The organism is Adhaeribacter arboris (assembly GCF_003023845.1).
In the GTDB taxonomy this organism is placed as follows: domain Bacteria; phylum Bacteroidota; class Bacteroidia; order Cytophagales; family Hymenobacteraceae; genus Adhaeribacter; species Adhaeribacter arboris.
Genome location: NZ_PYFT01000001.1, coordinates 1,812,961 through 1,839,462, shown reverse-complemented (window position 1 = coordinate 1,839,462; position 26,502 = coordinate 1,812,961). Strand labels below are relative to the sequence as shown.

At 42.2% G+C, this 26,502-nt stretch carries 20 protein-coding genes; 10 read left to right on the top strand and 10 right to left on the bottom strand.

Features of this window, described 5'->3' with window-relative positions:
- Positions 1-2: 2 nt before the first annotated feature.
- Positions 3-944 carry a sugar phosphate isomerase/epimerase family protein gene (locus tag AHMF7605_RS07565; protein ID WP_106927973.1) on the bottom strand — a complete coding sequence of 314 codons (942 nt, stop codon included), beginning with the start codon at positions 942-944 and terminating at the stop codon, positions 3-5.
- Between the two features lie 230 nt (positions 945-1,174).
- Entirely contained in the window at positions 1,175-1,375 is a 201-nt protein-coding gene (locus AHMF7605_RS07560) for a hypothetical protein (RefSeq protein WP_106927971.1), read from the bottom strand.
- 633 nt (positions 1,376-2,008) lie between these two features.
- On the opposite strand from AHMF7605_RS07560, the gene AHMF7605_RS07555 reads away from it, so the two are divergent.
- The 3 genes from AHMF7605_RS07555 (at position 2,009) to AHMF7605_RS07545 (ending at position 6,220) form a co-directional block, all read left to right on the top strand.
- Positions 2,009-2,770: an MBL fold metallo-hydrolase gene (locus AHMF7605_RS07555; protein ID WP_106927969.1), complete on the top strand. Its 762-nt coding sequence runs from the start codon at positions 2,009-2,011 to the stop codon at positions 2,768-2,770.
- Positions 2,771-2,899: 129 nt separating this feature from the next.
- Positions 2,900-3,652, top strand: coding sequence for an EcsC family protein (locus AHMF7605_RS07550; RefSeq protein WP_106927967.1), 753 nt, complete (start codon positions 2,900-2,902; stop codon positions 3,650-3,652).
- A 279-nt stretch (positions 3,653-3,931) separates the two neighbouring features.
- Positions 3,932-6,220, top strand: a complete 2,289-nt coding sequence (locus AHMF7605_RS07545) for an aconitate hydratase (RefSeq protein WP_106927965.1) — start codon at positions 3,932-3,934, stop codon at positions 6,218-6,220.
- 247 nt (positions 6,221-6,467) lie between these two features.
- On the opposite strand, the gene AHMF7605_RS07540 is transcribed toward AHMF7605_RS07545, so the two are convergent.
- A complete protein-coding gene (locus AHMF7605_RS07540; RefSeq protein ID WP_158267466.1) occupies positions 6,468-9,641 on the bottom strand; it encodes a S8 family serine peptidase in 3,174 nt (1,057 codons plus the stop codon).
- Positions 9,642-9,917: 276 nt separating this feature from the next.
- Between AHMF7605_RS07540 and paaN the strand changes: the two genes are divergently transcribed.
- Positions 9,918-11,594, top strand: coding sequence for a phenylacetic acid degradation protein PaaN (gene paaN / locus AHMF7605_RS07535; protein WP_106927960.1), 1,677 nt, complete (start codon positions 9,918-9,920; stop codon positions 11,592-11,594).
- 293 nt (positions 11,595-11,887) lie between these two features.
- Here paaN and AHMF7605_RS07530 read toward each other — a convergent pair whose 3' ends face one another.
- Positions 11,888-12,328, bottom strand: coding sequence for a response regulator (locus AHMF7605_RS07530; protein WP_106927958.1), 441 nt, complete (start codon positions 12,326-12,328; stop codon positions 11,888-11,890).
- Positions 12,329-12,374: 46 nt separating this feature from the next.
- Positions 12,375-13,889 carry a sensor histidine kinase gene (locus tag AHMF7605_RS07525; RefSeq protein WP_106927956.1) on the bottom strand — a complete coding sequence of 505 codons (1,515 nt, stop codon included), beginning with the start codon at positions 13,887-13,889 and terminating at the stop codon, positions 12,375-12,377.
- 436 nt (positions 13,890-14,325) lie between these two features.
- Here AHMF7605_RS07525 and gcvT point away from each other — a divergent pair, with 436 nt between their 5' ends.
- Both gcvT and AHMF7605_RS07515 read left to right on the top strand, forming a co-directional pair.
- A complete protein-coding gene (gene gcvT, locus AHMF7605_RS07520) occupies positions 14,326-15,426 on the top strand; it encodes a glycine cleavage system aminomethyltransferase GcvT (protein WP_106933387.1) in 1,101 nt (366 codons plus the stop codon).
- A 142-nt stretch (positions 15,427-15,568) separates the two neighbouring features.
- Positions 15,569-16,294, top strand: a complete 726-nt coding sequence (locus AHMF7605_RS07515; protein WP_106927954.1) for a 2-phosphosulfolactate phosphatase — start codon at positions 15,569-15,571, stop codon at positions 16,292-16,294.
- A 65-nt stretch (positions 16,295-16,359) separates the two neighbouring features.
- Here AHMF7605_RS07515 and AHMF7605_RS07510 read toward each other — a convergent pair whose 3' ends face one another.
- Together AHMF7605_RS07510 and dtd are read right to left on the bottom strand one after the other, a co-directional pair.
- Positions 16,360-16,686 carry a nucleotide pyrophosphohydrolase gene (locus AHMF7605_RS07510; protein WP_106927952.1) on the bottom strand — a complete coding sequence of 109 codons (327 nt, stop codon included), beginning with the start codon at positions 16,684-16,686 and terminating at the stop codon, positions 16,360-16,362.
- A 180-nt stretch (positions 16,687-16,866) separates the two neighbouring features.
- Positions 16,867-17,319, bottom strand: a complete 453-nt coding sequence (dtd, locus tag AHMF7605_RS07505; protein ID WP_106927949.1) for a D-aminoacyl-tRNA deacylase — start codon at positions 17,317-17,319, stop codon at positions 16,867-16,869.
- A 208-nt stretch (positions 17,320-17,527) separates the two neighbouring features.
- On the opposite strand from dtd, the gene AHMF7605_RS07500 reads away from it, so the two are divergent.
- Positions 17,528-20,251: a hypothetical protein gene (locus AHMF7605_RS07500; protein ID WP_106927947.1), complete on the top strand. Its 2,724-nt coding sequence runs from the start codon at positions 17,528-17,530 to the stop codon at positions 20,249-20,251.
- Here AHMF7605_RS07500 and corA read toward each other — a convergent pair whose 3' ends face one another.
- Positions 20,252-21,385, bottom strand: a complete 1,134-nt coding sequence (gene corA / locus AHMF7605_RS07495) for a magnesium/cobalt transporter CorA (protein WP_106927945.1) — start codon at positions 21,383-21,385, stop codon at positions 20,252-20,254.
- A gap of 82 nt (positions 21,386-21,467) precedes the next feature.
- The gene (locus tag AHMF7605_RS07490; protein ID WP_106927943.1) at positions 21,468-22,079 is read right to left on the bottom strand and encodes an IMPACT family protein; all 612 of its coding nucleotides are present in this window, start codon (positions 22,077-22,079) and stop codon (positions 21,468-21,470) included.
- Between the two features lie 64 nt (positions 22,080-22,143).
- On the opposite strand from AHMF7605_RS07490, the gene AHMF7605_RS07485 reads away from it, so the two are divergent.
- Entirely contained in the window at positions 22,144-23,805 is a 1,662-nt protein-coding gene (locus tag AHMF7605_RS07485) for an LIC_10190 family membrane protein (RefSeq protein ID WP_106927941.1), read from the top strand.
- Between the two features lie 28 nt (positions 23,806-23,833).
- Here AHMF7605_RS07485 and AHMF7605_RS07480 read toward each other — a convergent pair whose 3' ends face one another.
- A complete protein-coding gene (locus AHMF7605_RS07480; protein WP_199200208.1) occupies positions 23,834-24,946 on the bottom strand; it encodes a DegT/DnrJ/EryC1/StrS family aminotransferase in 1,113 nt (370 codons plus the stop codon).
- A 145-nt stretch (positions 24,947-25,091) separates the two neighbouring features.
- On the opposite strand from AHMF7605_RS07480, the gene AHMF7605_RS07475 reads away from it, so the two are divergent.
- A complete protein-coding gene (locus tag AHMF7605_RS07475) occupies positions 25,092-25,520 on the top strand; it encodes a sugar 3,4-ketoisomerase (protein WP_106927939.1) in 429 nt (142 codons plus the stop codon).
- A 2-nt stretch (positions 25,521-25,522) separates the two neighbouring features.
- Positions 25,523-26,500, top strand: coding sequence for a GNAT family N-acetyltransferase (locus AHMF7605_RS07470; RefSeq protein WP_106927937.1), 978 nt, complete (start codon positions 25,523-25,525; stop codon positions 26,498-26,500).
- Positions 26,501-26,502: the final 2 nt, after the last annotated feature.

The window sequence follows — 26,502 nt, the reverse complement described above, 5'->3', positions numbered from 1 at the left end:
TCTTACCCAATCCCTTTCGTTACGGCCTTCATCTTGTTAAGAGCAGTTTGCGCTACCAGTAGTGGTTCCTGGGTGTAATATTTTTTATTAAATACTTCGAACGAAATAACTAACGGCCGGTCCGGTGCTTTCACTGCTTGTAAGATTTTACGAATAGGAGCCACTCCATCGCCGGTGTAAATACGGTCGGCATCGGTGATGGTAGCTACGGGCATATCGGCGGCGTAATCGTTCACGTGAAAAATTTCTAATGCGGGTTTGCCTACCAAAGCCAGACTTTCAATACTGGAACCTCCTTTGTATAAATGATACACGTCCAGTAATACCCGGGCTTTCGGATGGCCGCTTTCCAGGGCTACGTACATTACTTCGCTCACCCGGCTCAGGTTTTTCGAAAAGCCCCACATTTCCAGTTGCGGCATAACAGTGGTTTTTTCTCCTAATTCCAAAATTGTCCGGTACCGCTCGGCTGCTTTCTTTAAATCTAATCCGGGTTGTTCGGTAGCTCCCATGGGAGGAGCGGCGGTACGGTGGCAACCTATTTGGGCCAACAATTCCATTTCCTGTTTCAATTGCTCTAAGCCTTTGTTACGGGTGGTATCATCGTCCACAATCCAGGTGGCAAAACCAATGGCATTTTCTATTTTTAATCCTAAATCGCTGATTCTTTTGCGGGCATCTTGCACGGTGCCGCCTTCTTTCAGGTAATTTTGCAAGGTGTCCATCCAGATTTCTACGGAGCGAAAACCCGCCTTGGAAGCTACTTCCAGTTCTTTCACGAAGCCTAATTTATGGCCACGGATAGTACTTAAATTTAAGCAATAAGTTAAAGGACCAGGAGCTACTACCGGTTCGGCCTGGGTCTGACCGGGTAGCAACGACAGGCCGACAGAAGCACCTAATAATTTGAGAGAATCACGTCGGGAAAAAGAAGTAGTGGACATAGCGTTAGAGTATAATGCGACCCCTAAATTATTCCACTCTTTTGAAATTACAAATTTTACCCGGCTCCTTGCAAAATAAATCTGAAAGAGGCCTTAATGAGCCGGTATATATTGCCCCCATTAGCTACTGACTGACCGTTTAAAGTAGTTCCTATTTCAACTATACTTTATTAGTTCATTATGCCTTGTATTCTAAAAGCAAACACTACATAAATAAAAAACCGGTCAGTTTACTGAGCCGGCTTTAATTTATCTACGGTGTTACATTTAGCAAGAAGTCGCAGCATCTGGTTTTTAATTTCATCCAGAAGATGAGGATCACGTACACGGCGGCTCAGGTATCTTAAAACGGTAACAAAAGCTTCCCGATCCTGCCACTGCAAGGAATTTACATCCAGGCTTTGTATTTTATACAAATAATCCACAACCATATTTTAATCTTTTTTAGCTTGTTAAAAGTAATTTATATCCACTAATGCTAATTAAATAAGCTTTTAAGACTTCTAAATCCATTAAAGACCTTAACTATTTCTCCAACTATCACAAGAAGTCAATTCTCTTTTCTAAATGGCCAAGAGAACGGAGTAAGTAGTAGTATTATACGTGTAAAGTAACAATATGTAACGCAAATAAATGTTACGATTATGTTACTATTGCGGGTTGTCTAGAATTTGATTCAAAATAAAAAAAATTATATAGAAAAACCAGTTAGAGGCAGCAAAATACGTTTTTATTTGGTAAAATCCGTATTTATTTATAAACCTAACCGATGTTAATATTTAGTTTTTATTATATATAAAATAAAATATTTTCTGGAATTGCCTATATTAAATTTAAGAGCTTATTTAGAATTTTACTTGAAAAAAGATAAATTCATCCGTTAAATGCCAGCTCTGCCTATTTTTTCCGAATATTCAAAAACAACTAAAATTCAAATGAAACAAAACTTCGGCTCATCGGAATAATATAGGCAACGGAAGGTAAGACCGAACTCTGTTGAAATTTAGATAACCAAATGCCCTTGTAATTGTTCCTTCATAAATTTATAATTAAAACTTAAAACTATGTCGCTTAAGTACCTTTTCGTTCTATTATTGGCTATTACGTATAACCAGGTGCAGGCTCAAAGAGCTGCCGCCGACCAGCTTGATACTAAAAAGGGCAAGGTAACCCTGCAACCCGTTTTGCACGGTTCGGTGGTATTTACCTGGAATAACAAAACCATTTATGTAGACCCGTACGGTGGAGCAGAGGCTTTTACCGGTTTAGCCGCTCCCGACCTTATTTTAATTACCGATATTCACGGCGATCACGCGGATGTAAAAACTCTGGAAGCCATTAATACTAGTAAAGCTAAATTTATTGTGCCGGCTGCCGTAGCCGAAATGTTGCCCGCTGCGCTTAAGCCAAAAGCCACCATCCTGAAAAACGGCGATCAAACCATTCAGTTGGGTATAGGCATCACTGCCCTGCCCATGTATAACTTACCCGAAGCGCCCGATTCGCGCCACCCAAAAGGCCGGGGCAATGGCTACGTACTAAATATTGGCGGTAAAAATATTTACTTGTCCGGCGATACCGAAGACATTCCGGAGATGCGGGCTTTGCAAAATATCGACGTCGCTTTTGTATGCATGAACCTACCTTTCACCATGGATATAAACCAGGCCGCCGATGCCGTTTTAGCTTTTAAACCAAAAGTAGTTTACCCGTACCATTACCGGGGTCAGGAGGGTTTAAGTGATGTTGAAGCGTTTAAGAAGTTGGTAAATGATAAAAATCCCCAAATCGAGGTTCGCCTTCGGAACTGGTACCCAACTAAATAATTAATAAAATTTTTAATTTTTTGTTTAGAAAGCACGTACATAGCCGGTTTCCTGTAGGAGTTTAAGCCACAAGGAAACTGGCTCTTTTTCTAAGTTAATTTTATTGACAAACTTTTCAAAAGTTAGTGTATGCTGCAGCCAGTCTACGAAGAACAGGTTTTACACGAACTTAGGTCCTGGCAAAAACAAATGTTGCGCAAACCAACTTTGGCAAACTGGTTGGCCAAACGCGCTCAGCAAAAAATAAATGCTATCATTCCGGAAAAAGTACACCAGGTAATTACCGCCACCATTAAGCAAATGATTCGGGCGGTTTTATTCGGGGCCGAATTTACTACCCGTACCCCAACGTATAACTACTCCTTAGAACTACAAGAAGTCATTATTAAGGAACGCATAGAATTTTACAAAAAAACGGCCGCGGCCGAAGGCGGGATTACCGGGGCGGGAGGCATTTTGCTGGGCTTAGCCGATTTTCCGTTGTTACTCAGTCTAAAATTAAAAATGCTCTACGACATTGCCGCGCTTTACGGCCATAATATAAGCCATTATAAAGAACGGCTTTATTTACTGTACATCTTTCAATTAGCTTTTAGCAGTCAGGAACAACGCACCTACATCTACCAACAAATAATTAACTGGGAAGAACAAAAGCATCTTTTACCCGATGATATTCACCAGTTCGATTGGCGTACTTTTCAGCAAGAATACCGCGATTACATTGATTTGGCTAAAATGGCGCAATTAATCCCAATAATTGGCGCTCCCGTGGGAGCCGTAGTCAACTACCGTTTGCTCGATAAATTAGGTCGCTTTGCGATGAATGCTTACCGGATGCGGTGGCAGGAGCAGAAGAAGAGAGTAGGCGGAAACATCGTCTAACCAACCCACTTTAAAGGTATAAATGATAAAAAAAGAAAGAAGAGTAACGATTGTTTCCGTTTAACCGTCTTAAGGTTAATAGGATGAAAAACTTTTAATAGCCTTACCCTGCCGGAGTGAAAATGCTGACTTATTTGTTATAATTTTAAATAGTAAAATAGCTACCATTGAAATAGTACTTTTATGTGGGGTTATATATATTTGCGCAAATTGGATTTGCGTGGGTCAAAAACTGTTTTGGCTTAGTTAAAATTAATTTTCACAACAACAACCAATATTATGGCATTTGATATAGATATGATTAAGGCAGTGTATGCCGGATTAGGGGAAAAGATTACGGCCGCGCGTCAGGTGGTAGGCCGTCCGCTCACCCAGACAGAAAAAATATTATACGCTCATTTATATAATGGCCCGGCTACGCAAGCGTACGAGCGCGGCAAATCGTACGTCGATTTTGCCCCGGACCGGGTGGCCATGCAGGATGCTACGGCCCAGATGGCTTTGCTGCAATTTATGCAAGCGGGTAAACCTAGAGCGGCGGTGCCTTCTTCGGTACACTGCGACCACTTAATTCAGGCCCGGGTTGGAGCGAACCAGGATTTGTCCGAGGCTTACACCGAAAACAAAGAAGTGTATGATTTCTTAGCTTCCGTTTCTAATAAATACGGTATTGGTTTCTGGAAACCGGGCGCCGGTATTATTCACACGGTAGTGCAGGAAAATTACGCTTTCCCGGGCGGAATGATGATTGGTACCGATTCGCATACCCCTAATGCGGGTGGAGTAGGTATGATTGCGATCGGCGTGGGAGGAGCAGATGCGGTGGACGTCATGTCGGGTATGGCCTGGGAACTGAAGTTTCCGAAAGTAATTGGGGTGAAACTAACCGGTAAACTGAGCGGCTGGACTGCTCCCAAAGATGTCATTTTAAAAGTGGCCGGTATTTTAACCGTAAAAGGTGGTACCGGTGCTATTGTAGAGTATTTTGGTGAAGGTGCTAACAATATTTCTTGTTCCGGTAAATCTACCATTTGTAACATGGGCGCGGAAATTGGCGCTACCACATCTGTTTTTGGCTACGATAATGAAATGAGAGAATACCTGATTCATACGGATCGGGCAGATGTAGCAGAATTGGCGGATCAAGTGGCGGAGCACCTGCGCGCCGATGAGGAAGTATACGCAAATCCGGAAGCTTACTACGACCAATTAATTGAAATTAACCTGAGCGAACTGGAGCCGCACGTAAATGGACCGTTTACGCCCGATGCGGCCTGGCCGATTTCTCTTTTCGCGGATGCCGTACGAGAACACAACTGGCCCTCTAAATTAGAAGTAGGTTTGATTGGGTCTTGTACTAACTCTTCTTACGAAGATCTTACCCGGGCAGCCTCACTGGCGCAACAAGCTATCGACAAAGGTCTTACCGTTAACGCGGAATATACTATTACCCCTGGCTCCGAAGTGGTACGTTACACTGCCGAGCGCGATGGTATCCTGGATACTTTCTCCAAGATTGGTGGAGTTGTATTGGCAAATGCCTGCGGTCCGTGCATTGGACAGTGGGCGCGTCATACGGATGATCCGAAACGTAAAAATTCCATTATTACTTCTTTTAACCGGAACTTTGCTAAACGGAATGATGGTAACCCGAATACCCACGCGTTTGTGGCTTCGCCGGAAATTGTAACTGCTTTTGCCATTGCCGGTGACTTAACCTTTAACCCACTTACCGATACTCTGCCGAATAAAAACGGAGAACAGGTAAAATTAGACGAACCAAAAGGTATTCCTTTCCCGGAAAAAGGATACGATGTAGAAGATGCTGGTTACGTAGCGCCAGCCGAAGATCCGAACCAGGTAGATGTTATTGTAGATCCAAATTCCGATCGTTTGCAGTTACTCGAAGGTTTTGCGCCTTGGTCAGGTGGTAATTTAACGGGTTTGCGCTTATTAATTAAAGCCCAGGGAAAATGTACTACCGACCATATTTCCATGGCTGGTCCTTGGCTAAAATACCGGGGACACTTAGATAATATTTCTAATAACATGTTAATTGGAGCCATTAATGCCTTTAACGGCGAAGCCAATAACGTGAAAAATCAACTTACGGGTGGTTACGGCGAAGTGCCGGCCGTAGCCCGGGCGTATAAAGCAGCTGGAGTTGGATCAGTGGTGGTGGGTGATGAAAACTACGGCGAAGGCTCCAGCCGGGAACACGCCGCTATGGAGCCGCGTCATTTAGGAGTTCTGGCCGTACTGGTAAAATCATTTGCCCGTATTCACGAAACCAACCTGAAGAAACAAGGGATGCTGGCCTTAACCTTCGCGAACAAAGAAGATTACGATCATATTCAGGAAGATGATACTTTAGACATTATTGGCCTGACTGAATTTGCTCCGGGTAGTCCGTTGCAGGTAGTATTGCACCATGCCGATGGTACAACCCATACCTTTGAAGTAAATCATACCTACAACGAAGGACAGATTGCCTGGTTTAAAGCCGGTTCTGCCCTGAACCTTATCCGGATGCAAGAGCAAAGTGCTCCGGCTCCCATGCAAGGGTAAGCACAAACGTGTTAATTTTAAATTTAAACGTACAGCCCTCTTTCGAGGGCTGTACGTTTTATGGTGGGTTTTTGGTTAAATGTGCAATGCGATAAGAACCAATCAACCGTTAGTCTTTGGAGTTTTTTCAAGTTTCCAAGAAACCTCAGTCAAAAGTACAGCTTTGTATTACCTGCAATAGTAACCAGATAGTAAAGAATTATATTAAATCAAACTAAAAATAGTTACGAGAGAATGGCTGATTTTATCATCGTACTACTTCTATCCGGCGAGTAACAAGTCCGTCTCTACCCTGGATGCGCAAATAATAAATACCATTCGCTAGTTTACTTAAATCTAATTGCTGTTTCCCAGTCTGGTGTATTACTTTCTTTAATATGGATTGCCCAATAACATTCACGAGACTTACTGAAAGTCCTTGGGTAGCATCCATCCCGGCCGATATATTAATCTTTATAAATTCAGAAGCAGGAATAGGATAGACCAAAATGTCTTTTTCCTGCCATTGCCGAATATATTCCAGGTATTTGATTTCAATGGTTTGCGTGAGAGAATCAATACAGCCGTATTGATTTGTTACCCGCAGAGTTACCGGATACGTTCCGGGTTGGGTGTATTGGATAGTGGGGTTCTGTTCCCGACTGTGCGTGCCATTGCCAAAGTTCCAGTTCCATTGTTGGGTACCTGTTGTTAAGTTGGTAAAAGTAACTCGTCCGTTTGCACCGGGAGAAACTGGATTGGGAGAAAAAGCAAACTGTACCTGGCTATTAGCGGGAACAATTCGCACGGCAGTCAACGGACTTTCATATAGTGAATCAGTGTTGCTGACGTAATAAGTGGTAGCTTGCTGCATGGGAGGAGTGGTAAAATCTGTCCCGGTACTTAATAATTGTTTACCAGTAGAATCGGCGTAAAATTTAAAATTCCGACCACCTATTGGTTTTATAAGTGCGGTTTCACCCAGGCAAACGGCATCTATTTGTTTTACCAGCACCGGACCAGCTTTTATTAACTGGTATTTATGGCGGGCAGTCCGGGCAGCTTCTTGTAAATCGGGCACCCCTTCGGCTCCTAGCAAGGCAAAGGCCACTGTAGTACTTTCCCCCGGCGGTAAATCCGTAAGTACGCCACCCACTACCTGCGACACGTCGTTATTGGAACCTTCGGTATTTTGGTTTTGCCGCGAGGTATTGCTTAAAACGGTAAACTTCTCGGCATTACTAAATCCATCGGTCAGGTTAATGGACTCGGGACCACTGGCCGGGTTGCGGATAGCATAAGTAGTGGTTTGCTGATCGGTAAGTAAGGTAATTCCCGCGTATACTTCTGGATTGTCCGGATTATAAGTGTAGCCTGTTCGGGTAGCAGAATCCCACACAGCAGCATTATCGGTATAATCACCAATATCCCAGTCGGCAAATAGACCCGCGTGCAGGTTGGTTAACGGCTCTGAAGTAGTATTAGTAAGTTGGTATTCCAGAATGATATAGGGAGCACTTTGCCAGGCAAAAGCCCGTTGTTTTACGCTTACCCCTACTGCTCCATTACTCGGATATCTATCTTCAAAAGAGCCGTATGCTTCTTCATCCGCCCGCTTACTAGTATCCGCGAACCGGATTCCAGAGGTTACGGTAAAATCTTCGTCGGTTTCCGGAGGAATAGTGCGCAGGTGATCCGATACTTTTTCGGGCGAAGTACCCACGAGTAAACCTCCTTCGCTTAACATCTGGTCAAAGTTTTTATAAATTACGCTTTCCCCTTGTTTCAAATTTAGCCCATTAAAGCCAATGTTTCCCCGGCTTGTAATGGTAGCGTCTAAATCACCGGTTTTTAAAGTCACGTAATCTGAATTAAGAATAAGAGTAAAATATTGGTAGTCGGTGTAAGTTCCGTCGGTAAAACCATACCGGAAAGTAACACCTTGATTAGCGGGAATGTCTTCCTGAATGAGAACTTGAAACGGTTGCCCGGAATTGGTTTTAGAAGATAAGGTAGCCATAGCGCCGGCGGCATAGGTGCTCCGGATAATAGACACGTAAGGCGAAGGTGAAGAAAGAGTAACCTGCAAATTTTCCGTGGGCGATAGTACGTTCTCAAACGTTCCGGTAATCGGCAAAATGTTGCCGGCTAAGGTACGCTGATAATCGTAGGTGTTGTTGGTATTCCGGACGGCCTTTGATTGTACCGCGGTTAAGGCCCGGTATATGTTTAACCGGCCATAGCCTAATTTTTCCAGGTACGAGTTATTTGTTCCGGCCCCGTAAATATTGTCGGCCGTTACGCGAAGTTGTTCTGCCACTTGCCGGGCGGTATAGGTCGGAAATTTTTTTCGGAGCAAGCCGGCGGCGCCTGCAACCTGGGGAGTGGCCATAGAAGAACCGCCCACGCTTGCATACGTGCTAATGCCGTTGCTGCTGGAAGTCGTAATATTAATGCCTGGAGCCGTTAAATCAATGGCGTAGTTAAAAGTTTGACTAGCTACTTTTACGTCATTCGGATCGACGCTACTAACCGCCAGTACATTTTCGTAAGAAGCCGGATAAAAATATATTTCTTTAGGAGTATTGCCACCAGCAGCCACTACCAGCGCGTTTTTGTTCAGAACGGCATAGTTAATTACATCCTGCTCAAACTGCGAATACGGATTATCTCCCCCCCAGGATAAATTAATTACCTGGCAACCATGGTCAGCGGCGTATTTAATGCCTTCATAACCTCCAAATGGTCCATCTGCATCAGAAGAGAAAACTTTAACGGGTAAATAGCGGCAATTAAAACCTGCTCCCGCCACACCGGTGTTATTATCCGGGGTTCCTGATGCAATTCCGGTTACCAAGGTTCCGTGCCCACCGGAATAGGGATCATTGTCCTGGTCGGCAGTATCCCAACCGGTAAAATTATCTCTATAGCCGTCGTTATCGTTATCTGTTCCATCAATTGGATCGGCGTAATTATGTTTTATATTTTTAATTAAATCTTCGTGATCCAGGCGGGTTCCGGTATCCAGAATCCCGATGACAATAGTGGAATCACCTTTTTCTATATCCCAGGCCTGGTACGCATGAATCTGTTTCAAATAATACTGATTGCCGGTAACGGAATCGGCCAAAGGATCATTAGGTTGATACAAGATTTCAGGTAAATAAACCGGCTCTACCTGGTCGACCAGGCCGGTGGCGAGCAGCATCCGGCGTAATTGCGGGAAAGTGAATTTTGTGTTTTGGTATTGAACTTCGTACCACAGCGATAAATCAACCTGCCCAGGTTTTAAGTTAGCAGAAGAGCTGGTTTCAGGAAATTTTTGCCGGTACGAACTGGTTTTTATTTGCGCCAGCACTTGTTGTAAGGAGTTAGTAGGCGCACTGGACGGTTGGCGGTTAGCCCCAACTGACCAGTGCTCTGATTTAAGTTTAATTAACAAAAAATTAGGTTGGGTGCGTGCCGGAGAAGAATTCTTATCAACTGAACGTAAATTTTGCGCCCAAGAAGGAGTACAGCTTAAAGTAAAAAGGAAGAAAAAAGCGAGTAAACAATGAAAAAATCGGGTAATCATGCCAACATAGAAAATCAGGAAAGTAAGTAAAAGCCAGATTTAAAAAAGAACTGTTTAAAACTGGAAAATAATTTGGATTAGCGTAAATTTAAGAGATTCAGCCACTCCGAAATAGTACGAATTTAAACTGAAATGTATCTAAAAATGGCTATTATTAATAAAGAAAAAAACGAAACGCTTTTGCAACGGGCTATGCGCGCTTTGCACGAACGTACTTTTTTTGCCGCTTACCCCGAAAATCCCACCCCGGATGTATACGGCGAAACTGCCGAGCAGGAGGGAAGAATGGCCTTCGAAGCTGCTTTACAAAAGCCATTTACGGAGTTATGGCAACCTGATCCAGCGGACTGGGTGGGGCAGGAAGAATCACCCTATGAGCAGCAATCTCTCGGTATTACGTATCCCTATTTTGAAGTACAAACCCTTATAGAACGAGGCGAAAAGGCTTTTCATACCTGGCGAAAAGTTGCTCCAGCCGAACGAGCTGCTTTGCTGGTAGAAGCCCTGGAGTACATAAAGAAGCGTTTTTTTCAGATTGCTTACGCCACCATGCATACTACCGGCCAGTCTTTCCTGATGTCGTTCCAGGCATCCGGACCCCACGCGGCTGATCGGGCTCTAGAAGCAATCGCGGCCGGTTTAGAGGAACAAACCCGTTTCCCGTCGCAAACGGAATGGGAGAAGCCCATGGGGAAATACAGTATTAAGTTGCAGAAAAGCTGGGTGGCGGTGCCAAAAGGTATTAGTGTGGTAATTGGGTGTTCTACCTTCCCGACCTGGAATACCGTACCGGGTATGTTTGCCAGTTTGGTAACCGGCAATCCGGTAATTATTAAACCACATCCCAAGGCAGTTTTACCTATTGCCATAATAGTGGCCGAAGTACAAAAAGTATTGCAGGAACAAAACCTGGATCCAACTATTTGTCAGTTAGCGGTGGATGCCCGCGAATGCTTGATCACGAAAGAATTGGCCGAACACCCGAAAGTAAAATTGATTGATTATACAGGTAGTACGGCATTTGGCAATTACCTGGAAAAATTGCCCGGCAAAACCGTATTCACGGAAAAAGCTGGTGTTAATTCAGTTATTTTAGATTCGGTTACGGACTTGGATAAAGTAGTACAAAATCTGGCTTTTTCCATTTCGTTGTATTCCGGGCAAATGTGCACCGCGCCGCAAAATTTCTTTATTCCTGAAGCTGGAATAGTAGCCAATGGGGAAGTTATATCGTACGAAGTAATTACTCAGAAGCTTAGCGAGGCTATTGCTAACCTGGTAAATAATCCAAAAGCTGGCCCGCAAATCCTGGGTGCTATCCAAAACACTGCTACGGGGCAGCGCGTGAAAGATGCAGCCGAAGGTCACGGAAAAGTGCTTTTATCAACCTGTGATATAGTAAATCCAAATTTTACCAATGCCCGCATGTGCAGCCCGGTTTTATACGAAGTAACCGCCGCGCATAAGGAAATTTATAACCAGGAATTATTCGGCCCAATAGCCTTGATTATTAAAACTAAAAATACTGCTGAATCTATTGCGCTGGCTAGAGAGTTAGCCGAAACCCAGGGAGCTATTTCCTGCGCGGCTTATTCCACCGATGCGGAAATTAAAGAACAGATAAAAGATGAAATGAGTTTGGCCGGTACTCCCGTTAGTTTTAACCTTACCGGAAATATTTACGTGAACCAAAACGCGGGTTTCTCTGATTTTCATGTAACCGGCGGTAATCCGGCGGGTAATGCTTCCTTTACTAACCCCGAATTTGTCATAAAACGTTTTACCTGGGTCGGATTCCGGGAGCCCGCTCCTATGAGTTAAAGAATTAAATCAAAATAACTTTTACAATTTAAATCTTTACCAAGCAGAAGCAGAGCTTAAGTTTAAAATTTAAAAATCATTTTTTTAATACTTGACTTAGTAAAGTGGTATATGAATTTTGGAAAGATCCGGTAAAAAGAAGGGGCTAGTAGCCTAATTTTGATTTATATAGTAAAAACAGTCGTATAAGATTAATTTTTATCCTTTTTGAAGACGAATTTATTAAAGTACTAGAATTTAGTTTTTTAACAACCGAAAAGTCTACTATCTAAAATCTTGATACTAGTGTGTCTTTAATTCTTCAGTTTTAACAAATCAAGAAATAAACTGAAGGAATCAATGCGGGAGCCGGAGTGGTTCCCAAACGTATCAAACGTTAAAGGTTTTTCGATGTAACCGCTCACTTCTAAATCCTCGGCTTTGGTCCGGTCCGAATCTTCCATGGAAGTAGTAGTGATAAACACGTTTAAGTACTGTAGATCAATGTCTCTCCGGATTTCAGAGAGTAATTCCAAGCCATTCATTTTCGGCATATTTATGTCGAGCATTACTACGCTCGGTAAAGGGTTTAAAGGCGCCTGACCTTCTCCTTTTAACATCGATAAAGCTTCGCGACCATTACGGGCAATATGCAGAGGTAAATTTATGTTTAACTTACGTAGTTCACGCTCTACGCTCATAATGTCCAGATAATCATCTTCAACCAAAAGTATGCTGGGTAGTGTTTCGTTCATAAGATTAAGATTGTAAGACAGAAGTAATAATTCTGTGGTATTATTCTTAGCTTATTTCAAAATCCGGGCCAGAATTTTGGTTTTTTGGCCAGGTAAATATAAACGAGGAACCTTTTCCCGGACTAGACTTGACGGTGATTTTTCCACCCTGCTGCTCAATAATTTTTTTAACAATGGCCAGGCCTACACCGGTACTTTCCAGGGCGTCGCGTTCTTGTAAAGTCTGGAATATTACAAATATACGTTGGTGGTATTCTTCCTCTATTCCGGGTCCATCATCCGTAACGGTAAATTGATGAGCATCTAGCAACTCGGTGTGTTTCACCTGAATTAAACCTTGGGATTGGTGATGATATTTAATGGCATTACTTATTAAATTGGTAAATACCTGTTGCAAATACACCCGCACCGTAAATAAAACGGGAAGATTATCACTAACCTGCCATTTAATCCCTGCCGGAGGAGCCAGCATTTCGAAAATTTCAGATAAAAGCTGGGAAATATCAACCGCTTCTTCCGTTAGTTTACGCCGGCCAATTCGGGCTAGGGCCAATATGCCGTTAATCAGGTTTTCCATCCGGTGAACCCGAGTCCGCATTAATTTTAAATATTCCTGGATGTGAGCGGGTAAATCTTTGCCCATATCTTCCTCTACCCAGCGCGAAGCATTTTCAATACCCCGTAAAGGCGCTTTTAAATCGTGCGAAACTACGTAGGCAAACTGGTCTAATTCCTTGTTTTTGCTTTCTAACTCGGTTATCGTCTGGTTGATTTTGTTGGCCATTACATTTAACGAATAAGAGAGCCGGCTCAACTCATCGCGCGAGGTATCTAATATCTGCGTTTTATATTCACCCAAGGAAATTTTTTCTGCTAAACGAACCATGGAACCTATGCGGCGGGTAATTAACCGAGCAATGTAATACGTCCAGCCTAAGCCAATTAAAATTGAAAGAATAGTAATTACAGTAGAAAGTAACCGGGTATTGTTGATACTATTACGCAGGCGCGTTAACCGGGCTTCGCGTACTTGGTTTTCAATAGCATTAAGTCCGATAAACATGGAACGCATGGAATCCATCATTTTTTTGCCGCTGGAATTCATGGCGTTATCGGCATTTTTTAAATTTTGTAAACCCGTATTTTTTAATTGGTCATTTTCGAGGGTTTGATTTCTTTTTTGGGTTATTAATGCTTCGGTAAAAGTAGTTACCCAACGATTGTGCGTATTTTTGATTTGCTGCACCTGCCGGATTTGCACCGGCGAATTTTTCACTAGCGTTTCTAAATTCGAGAACATGGCCGGTATTTGCTTTTTGGCGGCGTAATAAGGTTCTAAAAAAATTTCGTTACCGGTCAGCAAAAAACCTCGCATTCCTGTTTCCATATCTACAATGTTGCGTTGCAAAGCCGATGATGCCCTCACTACCGTTTGCGAATGCGAAACCCACTGGCTGTTTTCGAGCACTTCTTCGGAGAGTTGGAAATTTATGTAAATAACCAAGGTAAATATGAAAGAGATAATGACAAACCCGGCAAAGATTCTGGTAGATAATTTCATGGAAAGTAAATGGCAGGGTGAGTGGAGTTGCAGAAAAGTGAAGCGTAAATTTACTACTTAAAATCTGGTGATAAAAGTTATAAATTTTTCTGAATCGCAGATTACCGCGGATGAAAGGATTTCATAGAGTATGTGTTAGATTTTGTGTAAGTAATAAGATAAACTAAATTATACGTGATAAGTTGAGGTAAAACTTCCCTCCTAAGTTTAGGAGGGACAGGGGTAATTGTTTTTGTCCTGGTACTTAGATATAAGAGGGTTATCTGTTTCATTCAATATAATGTTATGGTAAATACAGGTAATAATTTTATGGTAATTTATTCTATCTTAGACACCCGTGTAATCCATTAATCTGCAGTAATCCGCGATTCGAAAAACAGTTTTCAGAACCTGTTTAAAATTTCTACTTTTGCGGCGGCAGCAGCTACTCAAATTTATGGATGAATTAAAAAAAGTCGCGCTAAACGACGTGCATACCGCCTTAGGCGCCAAAATGGTACCCTTTGCGGGCTACAACATGCCGGTACGGTACTCTTCTGATCTGGAAGAACACCACGCCGTGCGGCAAAACGTAGGGATTTTTGATGTTTCGCACATGGGCGAGTTTATAGTACGCGGACCGCAAGCTTTAGATTTAATCCAGCGAATTACGACAAACGATGCGGCTAAACTAACCGATGGCAAAGTGCAATACTCTTGTTTCCCGAACGAGCAGGGTGGAATTGTGGATGACTTGTTGGTTTATCGCTTTAAAGAGGAAGAGTACATGTTGGTGGTAAATGCTTCTAATATTCAGAAAGATTGGGATTGGCTGAATCAGTATAACACCCAAGGAGCGGAACTGGAAAATATTTCGGATGCTATTTCGCTGTTTGCCGTTCAAGGCCCGAAAGCAATTGCCGCTTTGCAGCCGCTTACGGCGGTAAATCTTTCCGAGATGGTGTATTATACTTTTACGGTAGCGGAGTTTGCCGGCGTTCCGGATGTAATTATATCCGCCACTGGTTATACCGGGGCGGGTGGTTTTGAAATTTACGTTCCCAATGCTCATGCTCGACAGGTTTGGGATAAAATTATGGCCGCAGGTGCTTCCTTTGGTATTAAACCAATCGGCTTAGGAGCCCGCGATACATTACGTTTGGAAATGGGCTATTGCCTGTACGGCAACGATATTACCGATTCTACTTCGCCGCTGGAAGGTGGATTAAGTTGGATTACCAAATTTTCGAAAGAATTTACGAATTCCCCTTTTTTAAAAGAGCAAAAAGAGAAAGGCTTAACTAAAAAATTAGTCGGTTTTGAAATGCAGGAACAGGGGATTCCGCGAGCGCATTACGAGATTTTAAACCAGACCGGCGAAAAAATTGGAGAGGTAACTTCTGGTACTCAATCGCCTACTTTGAGCAAAGGTATTGGTTTAGGTTACGTAATTACCAGTTACAGCCAGCCCGATCAGGAAATTTTTATCAAAGTCCGAAATAAATCGTTGCGGGCGAAAATAGTAAAATTGCCTTTTGTAAAACAAGTTGCCAGTTAGTAACGGTAAAGTAAGTCAAGCGAAAACCTTGTAAGATGGAAAACAAGGTTTTTGTTTATCGTATTCACCATATAACCTTTTTATTTTTTATTCTAAAAAATTAGAAGTTTAAACTTTTTAACTTTTAACTCATAAATTTTTCATGCCTTTTTTAGATGTTTGTTTTAGCCCCGAATTGATTCATTTGTACGAGTTAAAGGGTAGAGTAGTAGTAGTAGTGGATATTTTACGGGCTACCTCATCCATGGTAACGGGTTTAGCGCACGGTCTGGAAAGAATTGTACCGGTGAGTAGTTTAGAGGATTGCAAGCTTTATTCGCAACAAGGTTATCTAACCGCGGCCGAGCGGGATGGTAAAATGGCTTCAGATTTTGACTTGGGTAATTCTCCTTTCAGTTACATGTCAGAATTGGTAAAAGGCCGGACTTTAGCTATGACCACAACTAACGGTACCCGGGCCATCCGGTTATCGGCCGCAGCCGATAAAGTAGTAGTAGGCGCTTTTTTAAATCTGAGCAGCGTAGCTGCTTACTTACTAGAGCAGCAAAAAAATGTATTGGTAGTGTGCGCCGGCTGGAAAGGGAAATTTAATTTAGAAGATACTTTATTTGCGGGAGCATTGGCGCACAAATTACAAGATTCTTTTGAACCGGAAAACGACGCTACATTGGCCGCCTGGCATTTGTACGAAACCGCTAAAAACGATCTAGAGGGATTTTTAAGTAAAGCCTCGCACGTCCAACGCTTACGAAACCTGGATATTTTTAAAGATATTACCTTCTGTTTGCAACCCGATGTTTATGATATTGTACCGGTAATGGAAGGAGACTACCTGGTACCTTACACTCCCGAGGTAATAAAGAGTTAAAAGTATAACTCCAGAACTAAGGCGAAATGCTACTTAGATTATTTAGGTGTGTACTAGGTTTGGGTTTATTTTAATTTCTCGTTCTCTTTATGACGATTTTGATCGCGGCTGGTTTTTTTGGCCAGGTTGTTCGTTAAGGCAGTGGTTAAATCAATTCCGGTTTGATTGGCTAAACAAATTAAGACAAATAAAACATCTGCCAGTTCATCGCCTAGATTTTTTCCTTCGTCCGATTTTTTGAAAGATTGTTCGCCGTACTGGCGAGCGATAATGCGAGCCACTTCCCCTACTTCTTCCGTTAAAATAGCCAGGTTCGTTAATTCATTAAAATAACGGACGCCATTTTCTTTAATCCATTTATCTACGGTTTGCTGGGCTTCGGCTAAGGTCATATTTTTAGTTGAAAGGTTAGAAGGTTGGATTAAGTTAAAAGGTTAGAAGGTTGAAAAGTTGCAAGTTAGAAGTTAAAAGATTTTTATGTAATAAGTTTTCCTAAATCATCCAAACTTTTACTTATTTAACCACTCAATGAGTGGTTTGTCGTCTGTGGACTATGGACCATCGACTAGACACTAACTTCGGTTCTTAGAATCTATAATTATAGTTACGGGGCCGTCGTTTATTAAGGATACTTTCATATCAGCTCCGAAAAGGCCCGTGGCTATTTTTTTACCTAGTTCTGATTCTAGTTCGCTTATTAATTTTTCGTACAAGGGAATGGCGAGAGCAGGGGGTGCGGCTTCGATAAAAGACGGACGATTGCCTTTTTTAGTGTTGGCCATTAAAGTAAACTGACTAATAAGTAAAATGTTGCCGGCAATGTCTTGCACGCTGCGGTTCATTTTACCTTCATCATCGCCGAATATCCGCATTTGCACCACCTTTCGGCTAATCCAGCGAATATCTTCTTCGGTATCATCGGGAGTTATTCCCGCCAGAATCAGTAAACCCATTTCAATTTGGCCGACCAAATTACCTTCAATGCGAACCGCCGCTTCGCTTACCCGTTGAATGACTAGTCTCATACGTGTTTAAAGCTGTTTTCTGAAAGTTCTATTTATAGAGTTTAATTTTTATCTGCTCGAAAATATAGAAAGTTATTCTGGTTAAAATTACGGGTAATCCCGGCAAGCAGCTTTAAGTAAGGCTTTCTTTTATGTTTCAGGTGCTTTGTTTGTAGCATTGGTACGATTAAGTTTAATTTCTATTTTTGTAAGCGAATAATCCGATTGAATGCCAAAAAAATATATTTTTTACCTGGTAGGTTTTATTTTGCTGGCCGCTGCCGGATTCTATGGCTATTATAAGTGGAGCGAAGCGCAGGAGAAAGTAGATCTCTGGACTTTAGTACCCGACGATGCTGTTTTTGTAGTAGAAACTAACCGCCACGAACGGTTTATCAGCCAGTTAAAACAAACGGATATTTGGGTAAATCTATCGAGGCTGCCTTATTTTACCAACCTGCAAGAAGATATTCATTTTTTAGATAGTGCCTCGGCGCGGCGGTTAACTCTTCGGGATTTTCTCCGGCAGAAGAAAATAGTAACGTCCATTCACGTAACCAGTAAAAACGATTTCGATTTTGTGGTTTACTTACCCGTTAGCTCGGTAGCAGAACACCGGTACATCCGGAATTTTATTGAAAACGTTGCAAAAAGTAATCTGTTTAAAACCGAAGAACAAGATTACCAAGGTTACGTGCTCACCCGCGTGCAAAATGTGCAAAATAAAGATGCTTTCACTTTTTTTACTTACCGCAACAATATCGTTTTTAGTTCAAATACCGGCCTGCTCCAACAAGTTATCCGCAAAATAAACCGGGCAAAACTGGAGTCTCCGGTTTATGAATTTGATAAAATAAATTTCCTGAAAGAACGTGGGGTGTACGCTAGTATCTTTATAAACTACCGGCACCTGGCCCCTTTTATCTCCCTTTTTTTAAAACCAGAGATTCACCCGGATGTAGATTATTTGGTAAGTTTATGCCGGACTAGTTTACTGGCTTTACAGCTGGATGATCAGAAATTTTCCTTAAATGGTTTTTCTAAACCGGAAATTTTAACGGGTTCTTTGTATCAACAACTAAATCCCCAACAGCCGCAAACCTCGCGCCTTAGCGGCTTAGTTCCAGATAGAACAGCCATCTTACTTTTATTCGGTAGCCAACAATTTTCTAATTTAAACAAAAGTAAAAGTCAAGCAGGAACATTGCCTTTCCCGGCATTAACGCCTTGGCTGGATTCTTTGCGACAAACCTTGCAACAAGAACTAGCTTTGTGTTATTTGGCGATGCCTACTGAAAATATTCCGCCCGAAAAAGTTGTGCTGGCATTTACGCCTAAACCCGAGCAAGCGCAACGGGTTTTGCAGAATTTAAATGCAGCGGCTGATGTACGCTTTGCCCCAGAGCGGGCTGGCCGTTACCGCATTCAAGAAATAGGAGTGCCGGAGTTACCAATGCAGCTTTTTGGACAAGGTTTTAGGGGGTTTCCGAGGTGTTTTGCGGCGCAGGTAGATAGCTTTTTACTTTTTGCGGCCAGCGAAGAAACCTTGCGCGGGTACGTGCAAAATATCCGGGACAAGAAAACCTGGGCGAATAAAGACCAGCAACAAAATTTTCTTCAACAAACTTTACTCCAGAGTAATCTGAGTATTATTTTAAATACCCAGAATACCTGGAACCTCCTCAATCAATACTTGCCGGAAGATAAAAAAGTAAGCTTGCTACGTTACGAATCTTTAATCCGGAAATTTGGCCAAGTGAGCTGGCAGTTTTCCCGGCAAAACGAACAATTTGTCACCCGGATTTTACTCCAACACAAAGTAAAAGCCAGTTCGACCGATGAAATAGAAGAAAAGTTTAGGCTGGAGCAGGAAATTGCTTTTGCCGCACCTCTTATTACCGGTCCCGATTTGTTAAACCGCCGGCTAAATAATACAAATGGTTTATTCATGCAGGATTCGGCCTTCGTGCTGCACCAGGTTACTACCGAAGGAAAAATAGCGTGGTCCGATTCCCTAGATAGTAAACTTACCAGTGTAGTTTACCCCCTTACTTTAGAATCCGAGCCGCAGCCCAAATACGTTTTTTCTACCCGTAACCACATTTATTGCCTCAACCAGGCCGGGAAAGACGTTGAAAATTTTCCTTTTAATTTAAGCGATTCTACCTTTATTCAAAACCTGACGGTTATAGAACGGGAGGAGCCCAATAATTACAATTTTCTGGTAAATGATACTCGTGGTAACGTATACATTTACGATCGGCAAGGCAACTTATTACCGGGTTGGGAACCAAAAGAAATGCCTGCAAAGTTGGCTCTAGCGCCCGCTTATTTAAAAGTTAAAGGCCGCGAAGTAATTGTGTTGGTACTGGAAAACGGATACGTGTACGCGCTAGATGGTAATGGTTTAAATTATCCTGGGTTCCCGATAAATCTGAAAGGTTCATTTACTTCGTCGCTCATCGCGCAGCCTAGTGCCAGTTTACGCGATTCTAAAATAATAGTACTTTCGCAAGCCGGCGAACTCATAACCTTTAATTTAGCCGGCCAAATGGAGAAAAGAATGGCTTTTGCCCGGCCTTCCCGTCGAACTACTTTCGAGTTAATTCCGGAAAATAGCGGTCCATCTTTTTTGATTGCCCGCCAGGATTTAGGCCGGGTAAATTTGTACGATGCGAATCAGAAATTGGTAATGGAAAAAACGTATGTTACCTCTGCTCCCAAACTGATTCAATATTTCTACTTCGATCCGGCTAATAGAGTGTACGTAATAACGGAAAGAGGTCCCCAAAAAACTTATTTGTACGACATTAACATAAAACTGATTGGCGACCGGCCTTTTACCAACAACCTACCCGTACACCTAGAATATAATCCCATTCTCCAGCAATACCAATTGTATAAAGCAGCCGATAATTTGTTGCAAGAACTTACTTTTAGAACGCGCCCTTAATTAAAACGAACGCAACCAGCCTTTTCGATAAAAGAAATACAACTGGCCCAGCAAAATCAGCAACATAATAGCCAGCAAGATTATGTAACCATACGGATGATATAATTCGGGCATGTTCAGGTAATTGATTGTACCATCCGGATTTTCGCGCGAAAAATTCATGCCGTACACCCCGGCGACAAAACTTAGCGGAATAAAAATGCTGGAAATAATGGTAAGTACCTTCATGATTTCGTTCATGCGATTGCTTACATTGGATAGGTATAATTCGGTTAAGTTGCCCATTAATTCGCGGTAATTATCTACAATATCCAGGACCTGCACAATATGATCGTACACATCTTTAAAGTAAATTTTAATATCGTCCGGAATGGTGTTATTGTCGCTGCGCAGGATTTCATTTAATTTATCGCGCTCCGACCAGGCAATGCGCCGCACCTTTAACATTTCCCGCTTCATGTTGAGGATTTCGTTTAACAGTTTTTTGTTTGGTTGCCCAAACAAGGTATCTTCTAATTCTTCGAGGTAATCACCTACCTGGGCCAGTACCGGAAAATAATTATCAATGGTAACATCCATAATGGCGTAGGCAATGTAATGGACCGGGCTTTTACGTACTACACCGCGCCCCGCCTTAATACGGGTGCGCAGTACGTCCAGGCAATCTTCGTAATCACTCTGAAACGTGATAATATAATTAGCGCCCACGAAGATAGAAATTTGGTCATCGTCGAGGCAATGATCGGGCAAAAACGTAATCATCCGAGAAATAAAGAACAAATTCTTTCCTTCCGTGTCCATTTTGGGCCGCTGGTAATCGCTAATCACGTCTTCCATCTGTAGAGGATGAATCTGAAAATCAGCTAATATTTTTTCTAATAAAGTTATATCGCGGTAGCCCCTAATATCAATCCAGTGCTGCAGCTGGGGATTTGCCCGGAAGTATTGCAGTAACTCGTTGTAATCAGAATATTCTTTCTGCTCGAATACTTCTTCGTTAAACGAAAGTAAAAACATACGGGGGCCATGCGCATTTTCCGGTACGTACAGGTAACCCGGGCGCTGGCCTACTTTTTTAGCAAAAGTATTTTCTTGAAGAGCTTTAAACTTTTTAAGACGGGGAAAAACTTTCATATTTAAGCTTCGGCAAAAGAGTTTATTTAATTAAAAAATTTTTATGAAATGCAGAACTTAAGCTTTCCGACTTATTACGTAATTAAGGAGGAACCGGCAATGAATCTGTTAGTCGAACTTCTTTTATTTTAGATAACCTGGCCCGTATAATTGGTTCCTGAATTTTCGGAAACTGAATTACCAGCAAACAAGTCTGGTGGAACTCTTGCTGCCTGATTACTAATCCTGGTTCCTTGGTCAAACGCATCACCTCGTTTAATTGCTCGTAAGTAAAATGCAGGGTTAATTGCGCTTGTTCTGCTTTCTGAACAATAGTGGCGGCAGCTAGGGCTTCTTGGGCGGCCGTTTTGTAAGCCTGAATCAAACCACTTACGCCTAATTTAAATCCCCCGAAATACCGGATTACCACGAGTAAAATATCCGTGAGGTTCGCCGATTTCAGCTGCCCCAAAATAGGATCGCCGGCCGAATGGTTTGGTTCCCCGTCGTCGTTGGCCCGGTATAGGTTGCCGCTCGGGCCTAAGCGGTAGGCATAACAATAATGGCGGGCATCGTAATATTCTTTTCGTAAACCAGCCATAATTTCTTTGATTTCGGCTTCGGTAATTACCGGGTACGCGTAGGCCAGAAACTTACTGCCTTTTTCTTTATAAATGCCCGTACTGGGAGCCGCTATGGTAAGGTATTGACTCATAAAGTTTTAATTCTTAAACCCATGTGCCATTTGGGTAAAGAGGTTTTTATTTCCATTTTTACTTATGCTTTCTACCTTGCTTGTCTGGATTTATATCGCATTTCTATCTTTTACTTACGGTTGGCTGTGGTTAAATCTTTTATCTAAAACAGGCTACCTCGAGTGTAAAACCCAAGTACCCTTAGAAATTATTTTAGTAGCCGGTAGTGGGGTTCTTTCCATAATTATAGGGGTTTTGCATGTATGGTTGCCCGTTTCTTTTATTATGCAGCTTATAATCTTAGCCGGCAGTTTGTTCTTACTTTGGCACTGGAAAAAGGATTTACGTTCGTTTTTTGCTTCCCGTAAAAAAATAAACGGTTATAAGGTACTTTACTATGTTATCCTGTTTACTTTTTCTATTCTGATTTTAATTCATGCGGCCCAACCCGCCACGAACCCAGATACGGGCCTTTATCATGCCCAAACCATTAAATGGCTGAATACCTGCCGGATTGTACCCGGACTAGGAAATTTGTACGGTCCCTTGGCTTTAAATTCCCATGCCCATTTATTGATGAGCTTTTTTAACTTTTCTTTCATTACCACTAAAATACTTAATCAGACCTGGAGCAGTTTTATATTTCTGTTATATTGTTCTTACGCTTTACGCGAAGGGTTTCGTAGTTTCAAATACCGGCCCGTGTTTTCGATTTATTATTTTGGCTCCCTGTTCTGGGGCATGGTTTTTTTTCGCAATTGGATTTCTTCGCCTACTCCAGATACCGGGGTGATGTTCTTTTTCTTCTTTTTATTTGGCGTACTATTAACGGCTGACCGAAGCCGTAAGTTAAGTTGGCAAGTAGCGTTTATGTTCTTTTTGTTGCCGGTAGTAATAAGTTTTAAACTTTCGGCAATTTTTAGCGGTGCTGCAGGGCTAGCTTGGTTGCTATTGATCAGAAAGCAAGTAAACTCTCGCTTCATCCAAATTATTGTTCTACAAGGCTTATTTGTTTTAGTACCTTATTGTACCCGGAATGTAATTTTAACCGGCCACATTCTTTATCCTTTGCCGGCCCTAAATCTTTTTAATTTTGATTGGGTAGTGCCGCAACCTTGGTTAAGCAGCTACCAAGAAGGAGTAGCTGCTTATTCTCGGGTACCTACCGTAAATTGGAGTTTTTATGTAAATAAACCCTTTATCAATTGGATTCCGGTATGGTGGGTAAATCAGGATAAGCCTGTTCAAATATTTATGCTTATTCTAGTAATTCTGCTTCCATTTATAATATGGCGAGTTATCCGGAACATAAAATTTAAATTGGATCTTGTTTTAAGCACCGTGTGGCTAAGCGCCCTTATTGCCAGCTTGGCTTGGTTTTTTTTTGCTCCGGCTCCCAGATTTGGTTTTGGTTACTTAGTGCCTACTTTGTTAATAGGAACAATACTGCTTGTCCGCGGTCGCATTTCATTCAAGTTGGGTTTATTTATGGGTTTATTGTTGGGCATTTACGCGTTAAATGGGATTTACAAACAAGTTTACCGGCAAGCTTTTTCCTTTATATGGCCGGCTGGTTATCCAACGCCAATAACAGAAATAAGGCAAATAGGAAAGATAAAAATCCGGGTTGCTCTTGGTATAGGCAGGTGTTACAATCTCTTGCCTTGCACAGTTCCCGAACCTCATCCAGGTTTGGAAAGGCGAGGCGAAAAGTTAGAAGATGGCTTTCGGATTTCTAAAAATTAAGCAGTAGAATTCTATATAGGTTATTTCTTCATCTCTTGGTAAAAAAATCTTTGATCTTACCGCAAACATATTGGACTGTTTCCTCGGTCATGCCCGGCCAAATAGGTAAACTTAAACAGGTTTGAGCTAGTTTTTCGGTAATCGGGAAGGCTCCTTTACGGTACCCTAAATGTTGGTAAGCAGCTTGCAGGTGCGGGGGCAAAGGGTAATGAATAGCGGTCTCAATCTGGTGCGTTCGTAAATATTGCTGCAAGGCGTCACGGTGGTTCGTCCGGATTACAAATAAATGGTAAACCGGCTCGGCTGCGGATAATACAGCCGGTAATGTAATTTTGGTTACCTGGTTTAAATAACTAAAATAATAGGCTGCTATTTGCCGGCGAGCAGCATTCCAAGTTGGTACATAAGGTAATTTTACGTTTAAATAAGCGGCTTGCAATTCATCGAGCCGGGAATTTCGGCCAATTAATGCGTTATAATTTTTAATTTCGGATCCGTAATTCCGCCGCAAACGAGCCTGGTAGTTAAAATCCGGGTGGTTGGTAGTTATAGCCCCACCATCGCCTAGGGCGCCTAAATTTTTAGTGGGATAAAAACTAGTGGCATTAATATGTCCGAAACTGCCGGTTAGTTGCCCTGCCCAACGAGCTCCGTGCGCCTGCGCATTATCCTCGATTATAAACAAGCTGTGCTTATCGGCGATGGCCTGAAGGGCTGTCATGTTACAAGGTTGGCCGTATAGATGCACGGGCATAATAGCCTTGGTTTTAGGAGTAAGAGCCGCTTCTATTTTAGTTGGATCGAGGTTATAGGTGGTTTCTTCGGGCTCTATGGGCACCGGCACGGCACCCACCTGCGATACGGCTAACCAACTGGCAATGTAAGTGTTGGCTGGTACAATTACTTCCTCCCCTGGTTTTATGCCCGCTGTTTCCAAGCAAATGATTAAGGCATCTAAGCCATTGCCAACGCCAATGCAGTATTGCGTTTGATTGAAAGCAGCGTAATTCTTTTCAAAAGCAGTAACTTCCGGACCTAAAACGTACTTTTCAGAATCCAAAAAACGCAGGCTTTTCTCTTGAATAGCCGATCGGATTTGTGTGTTCTGGTAAGTAAAGGATAAAAAAGGTACGTGCATCATCAAAAGTACAGTTAAAACTAAGACCAAATCTGGTAAAAAATTAAAACTTATTGTTGGGTAAAACCGATATGTAGTATTACTAGTATCTTTGGCCGGAAGATGAATCAATTTTTAAATTTTCTTTTTAGAACAGTTGCTTTAATACATGTTGGAACAACTAATTTATGGACCGGAACCGATTTTATTTGCGGCTGATTTTACGGGTAATAACCAACGTGGTTTTATTGTTTCGACGCAACAAGCGGCAAAATTACCATTTACCATTCAGCGGGTATTCTGGTCGTTTGGAGTGCCCGATAATCTGCTGAAAGGGAATCACGCGCACCGTCTGGATCGTAAAATATTAATAGCTGTACAAGGTAGTATTACCATCGAGACTGAAACAAATCAAATAAAGAATTATATACTGGATTCTCCTTTTCAGGCGCTGTACGTGCCGGCTCTTTGCTGGATTAAGCTCCAGTATACGGCCGGTAGCATTTTGCTGGCTTTATCGTCTACGGATTATGCGGAGCAAGATTACATTTACAACTACTTCGAATTTAAGCAGTTGCGTCAATTAGCTAATTCTTAAGTATGTGGAAGCGGCTTTCCTCTTCCCGCATTAACAAAGGTTACTGGGATGCTTGTGTTCAGAGCGACCCAGCCGGATTGGTCTATGCTTTATCGTGGTACCTGGATGCGGTTGCTCCGGCTTGGGAAGGTTGGGTAAAAGAAGAAAATGAACAATACACGGCAGTTATCCCAATAGTGAAACGAAAAATAGCCGGAATTCCGGTTATTACGCAACCATTACTCACGCAGCAGTTGGGCTTATTTACCCGCGACCATTCTTTTTCTTCAGCAAAACCATGGCAAGAGTTATTGCCTGCGGTTTTTAAATCGAGCACAGCCACGGAGCAGTATAGTTTTAACTCTGGCAATTACCAAAATTTAAAGTATTTACTTCCTTTAAAAGAAAGAATTAACCTGATTTTACCTTTAGCTTCCGGTTACAACACTTTAAAAGCAGCTTTCCGTTTAAACCGTATCCGTGATTTGCAGAAGGCCGCCGCTACGCAGTTACAAGTACAAACTGGTAACAAACTTTGGCCGCAAGTTTTCGAATTATATCAAGCAAACGTATTTCCCCGCTTAAATAAAAAACACCAATTAATATTAAAAAAAATAATCCCAAAGTTGATTGAGGCGGCAACAGTCAGAGGCTGTGGACTCACGTTTACGGTTACTTTACCCTCCGGGCAAATAGTGGCGGGTGCTTTTTTTATCCGGCACCAAAACCGACTGACTTATTTGCTGCCGGCTGCTTCGGAGGTGGGAAAAAAATGCGGGGCCAGTACTTTTTTACTCGATCAGGTTTGCCAGCAATTTGCCGGCTCAAAGGTAATTTTAGATTTTGAAGGCAGTGCTCATTCGGGTATAGCTCTTTTTTACAAATCCTTCGGGGCTCAGTGCGAAGGATACGGTTTGCTGGAAAACTATAACTTTTCGCTACCTTTAAAATTGCTTTACTCCTTAAAGGGCTGGCTCAATAAATTTAATTTGCCCAGGTAAAA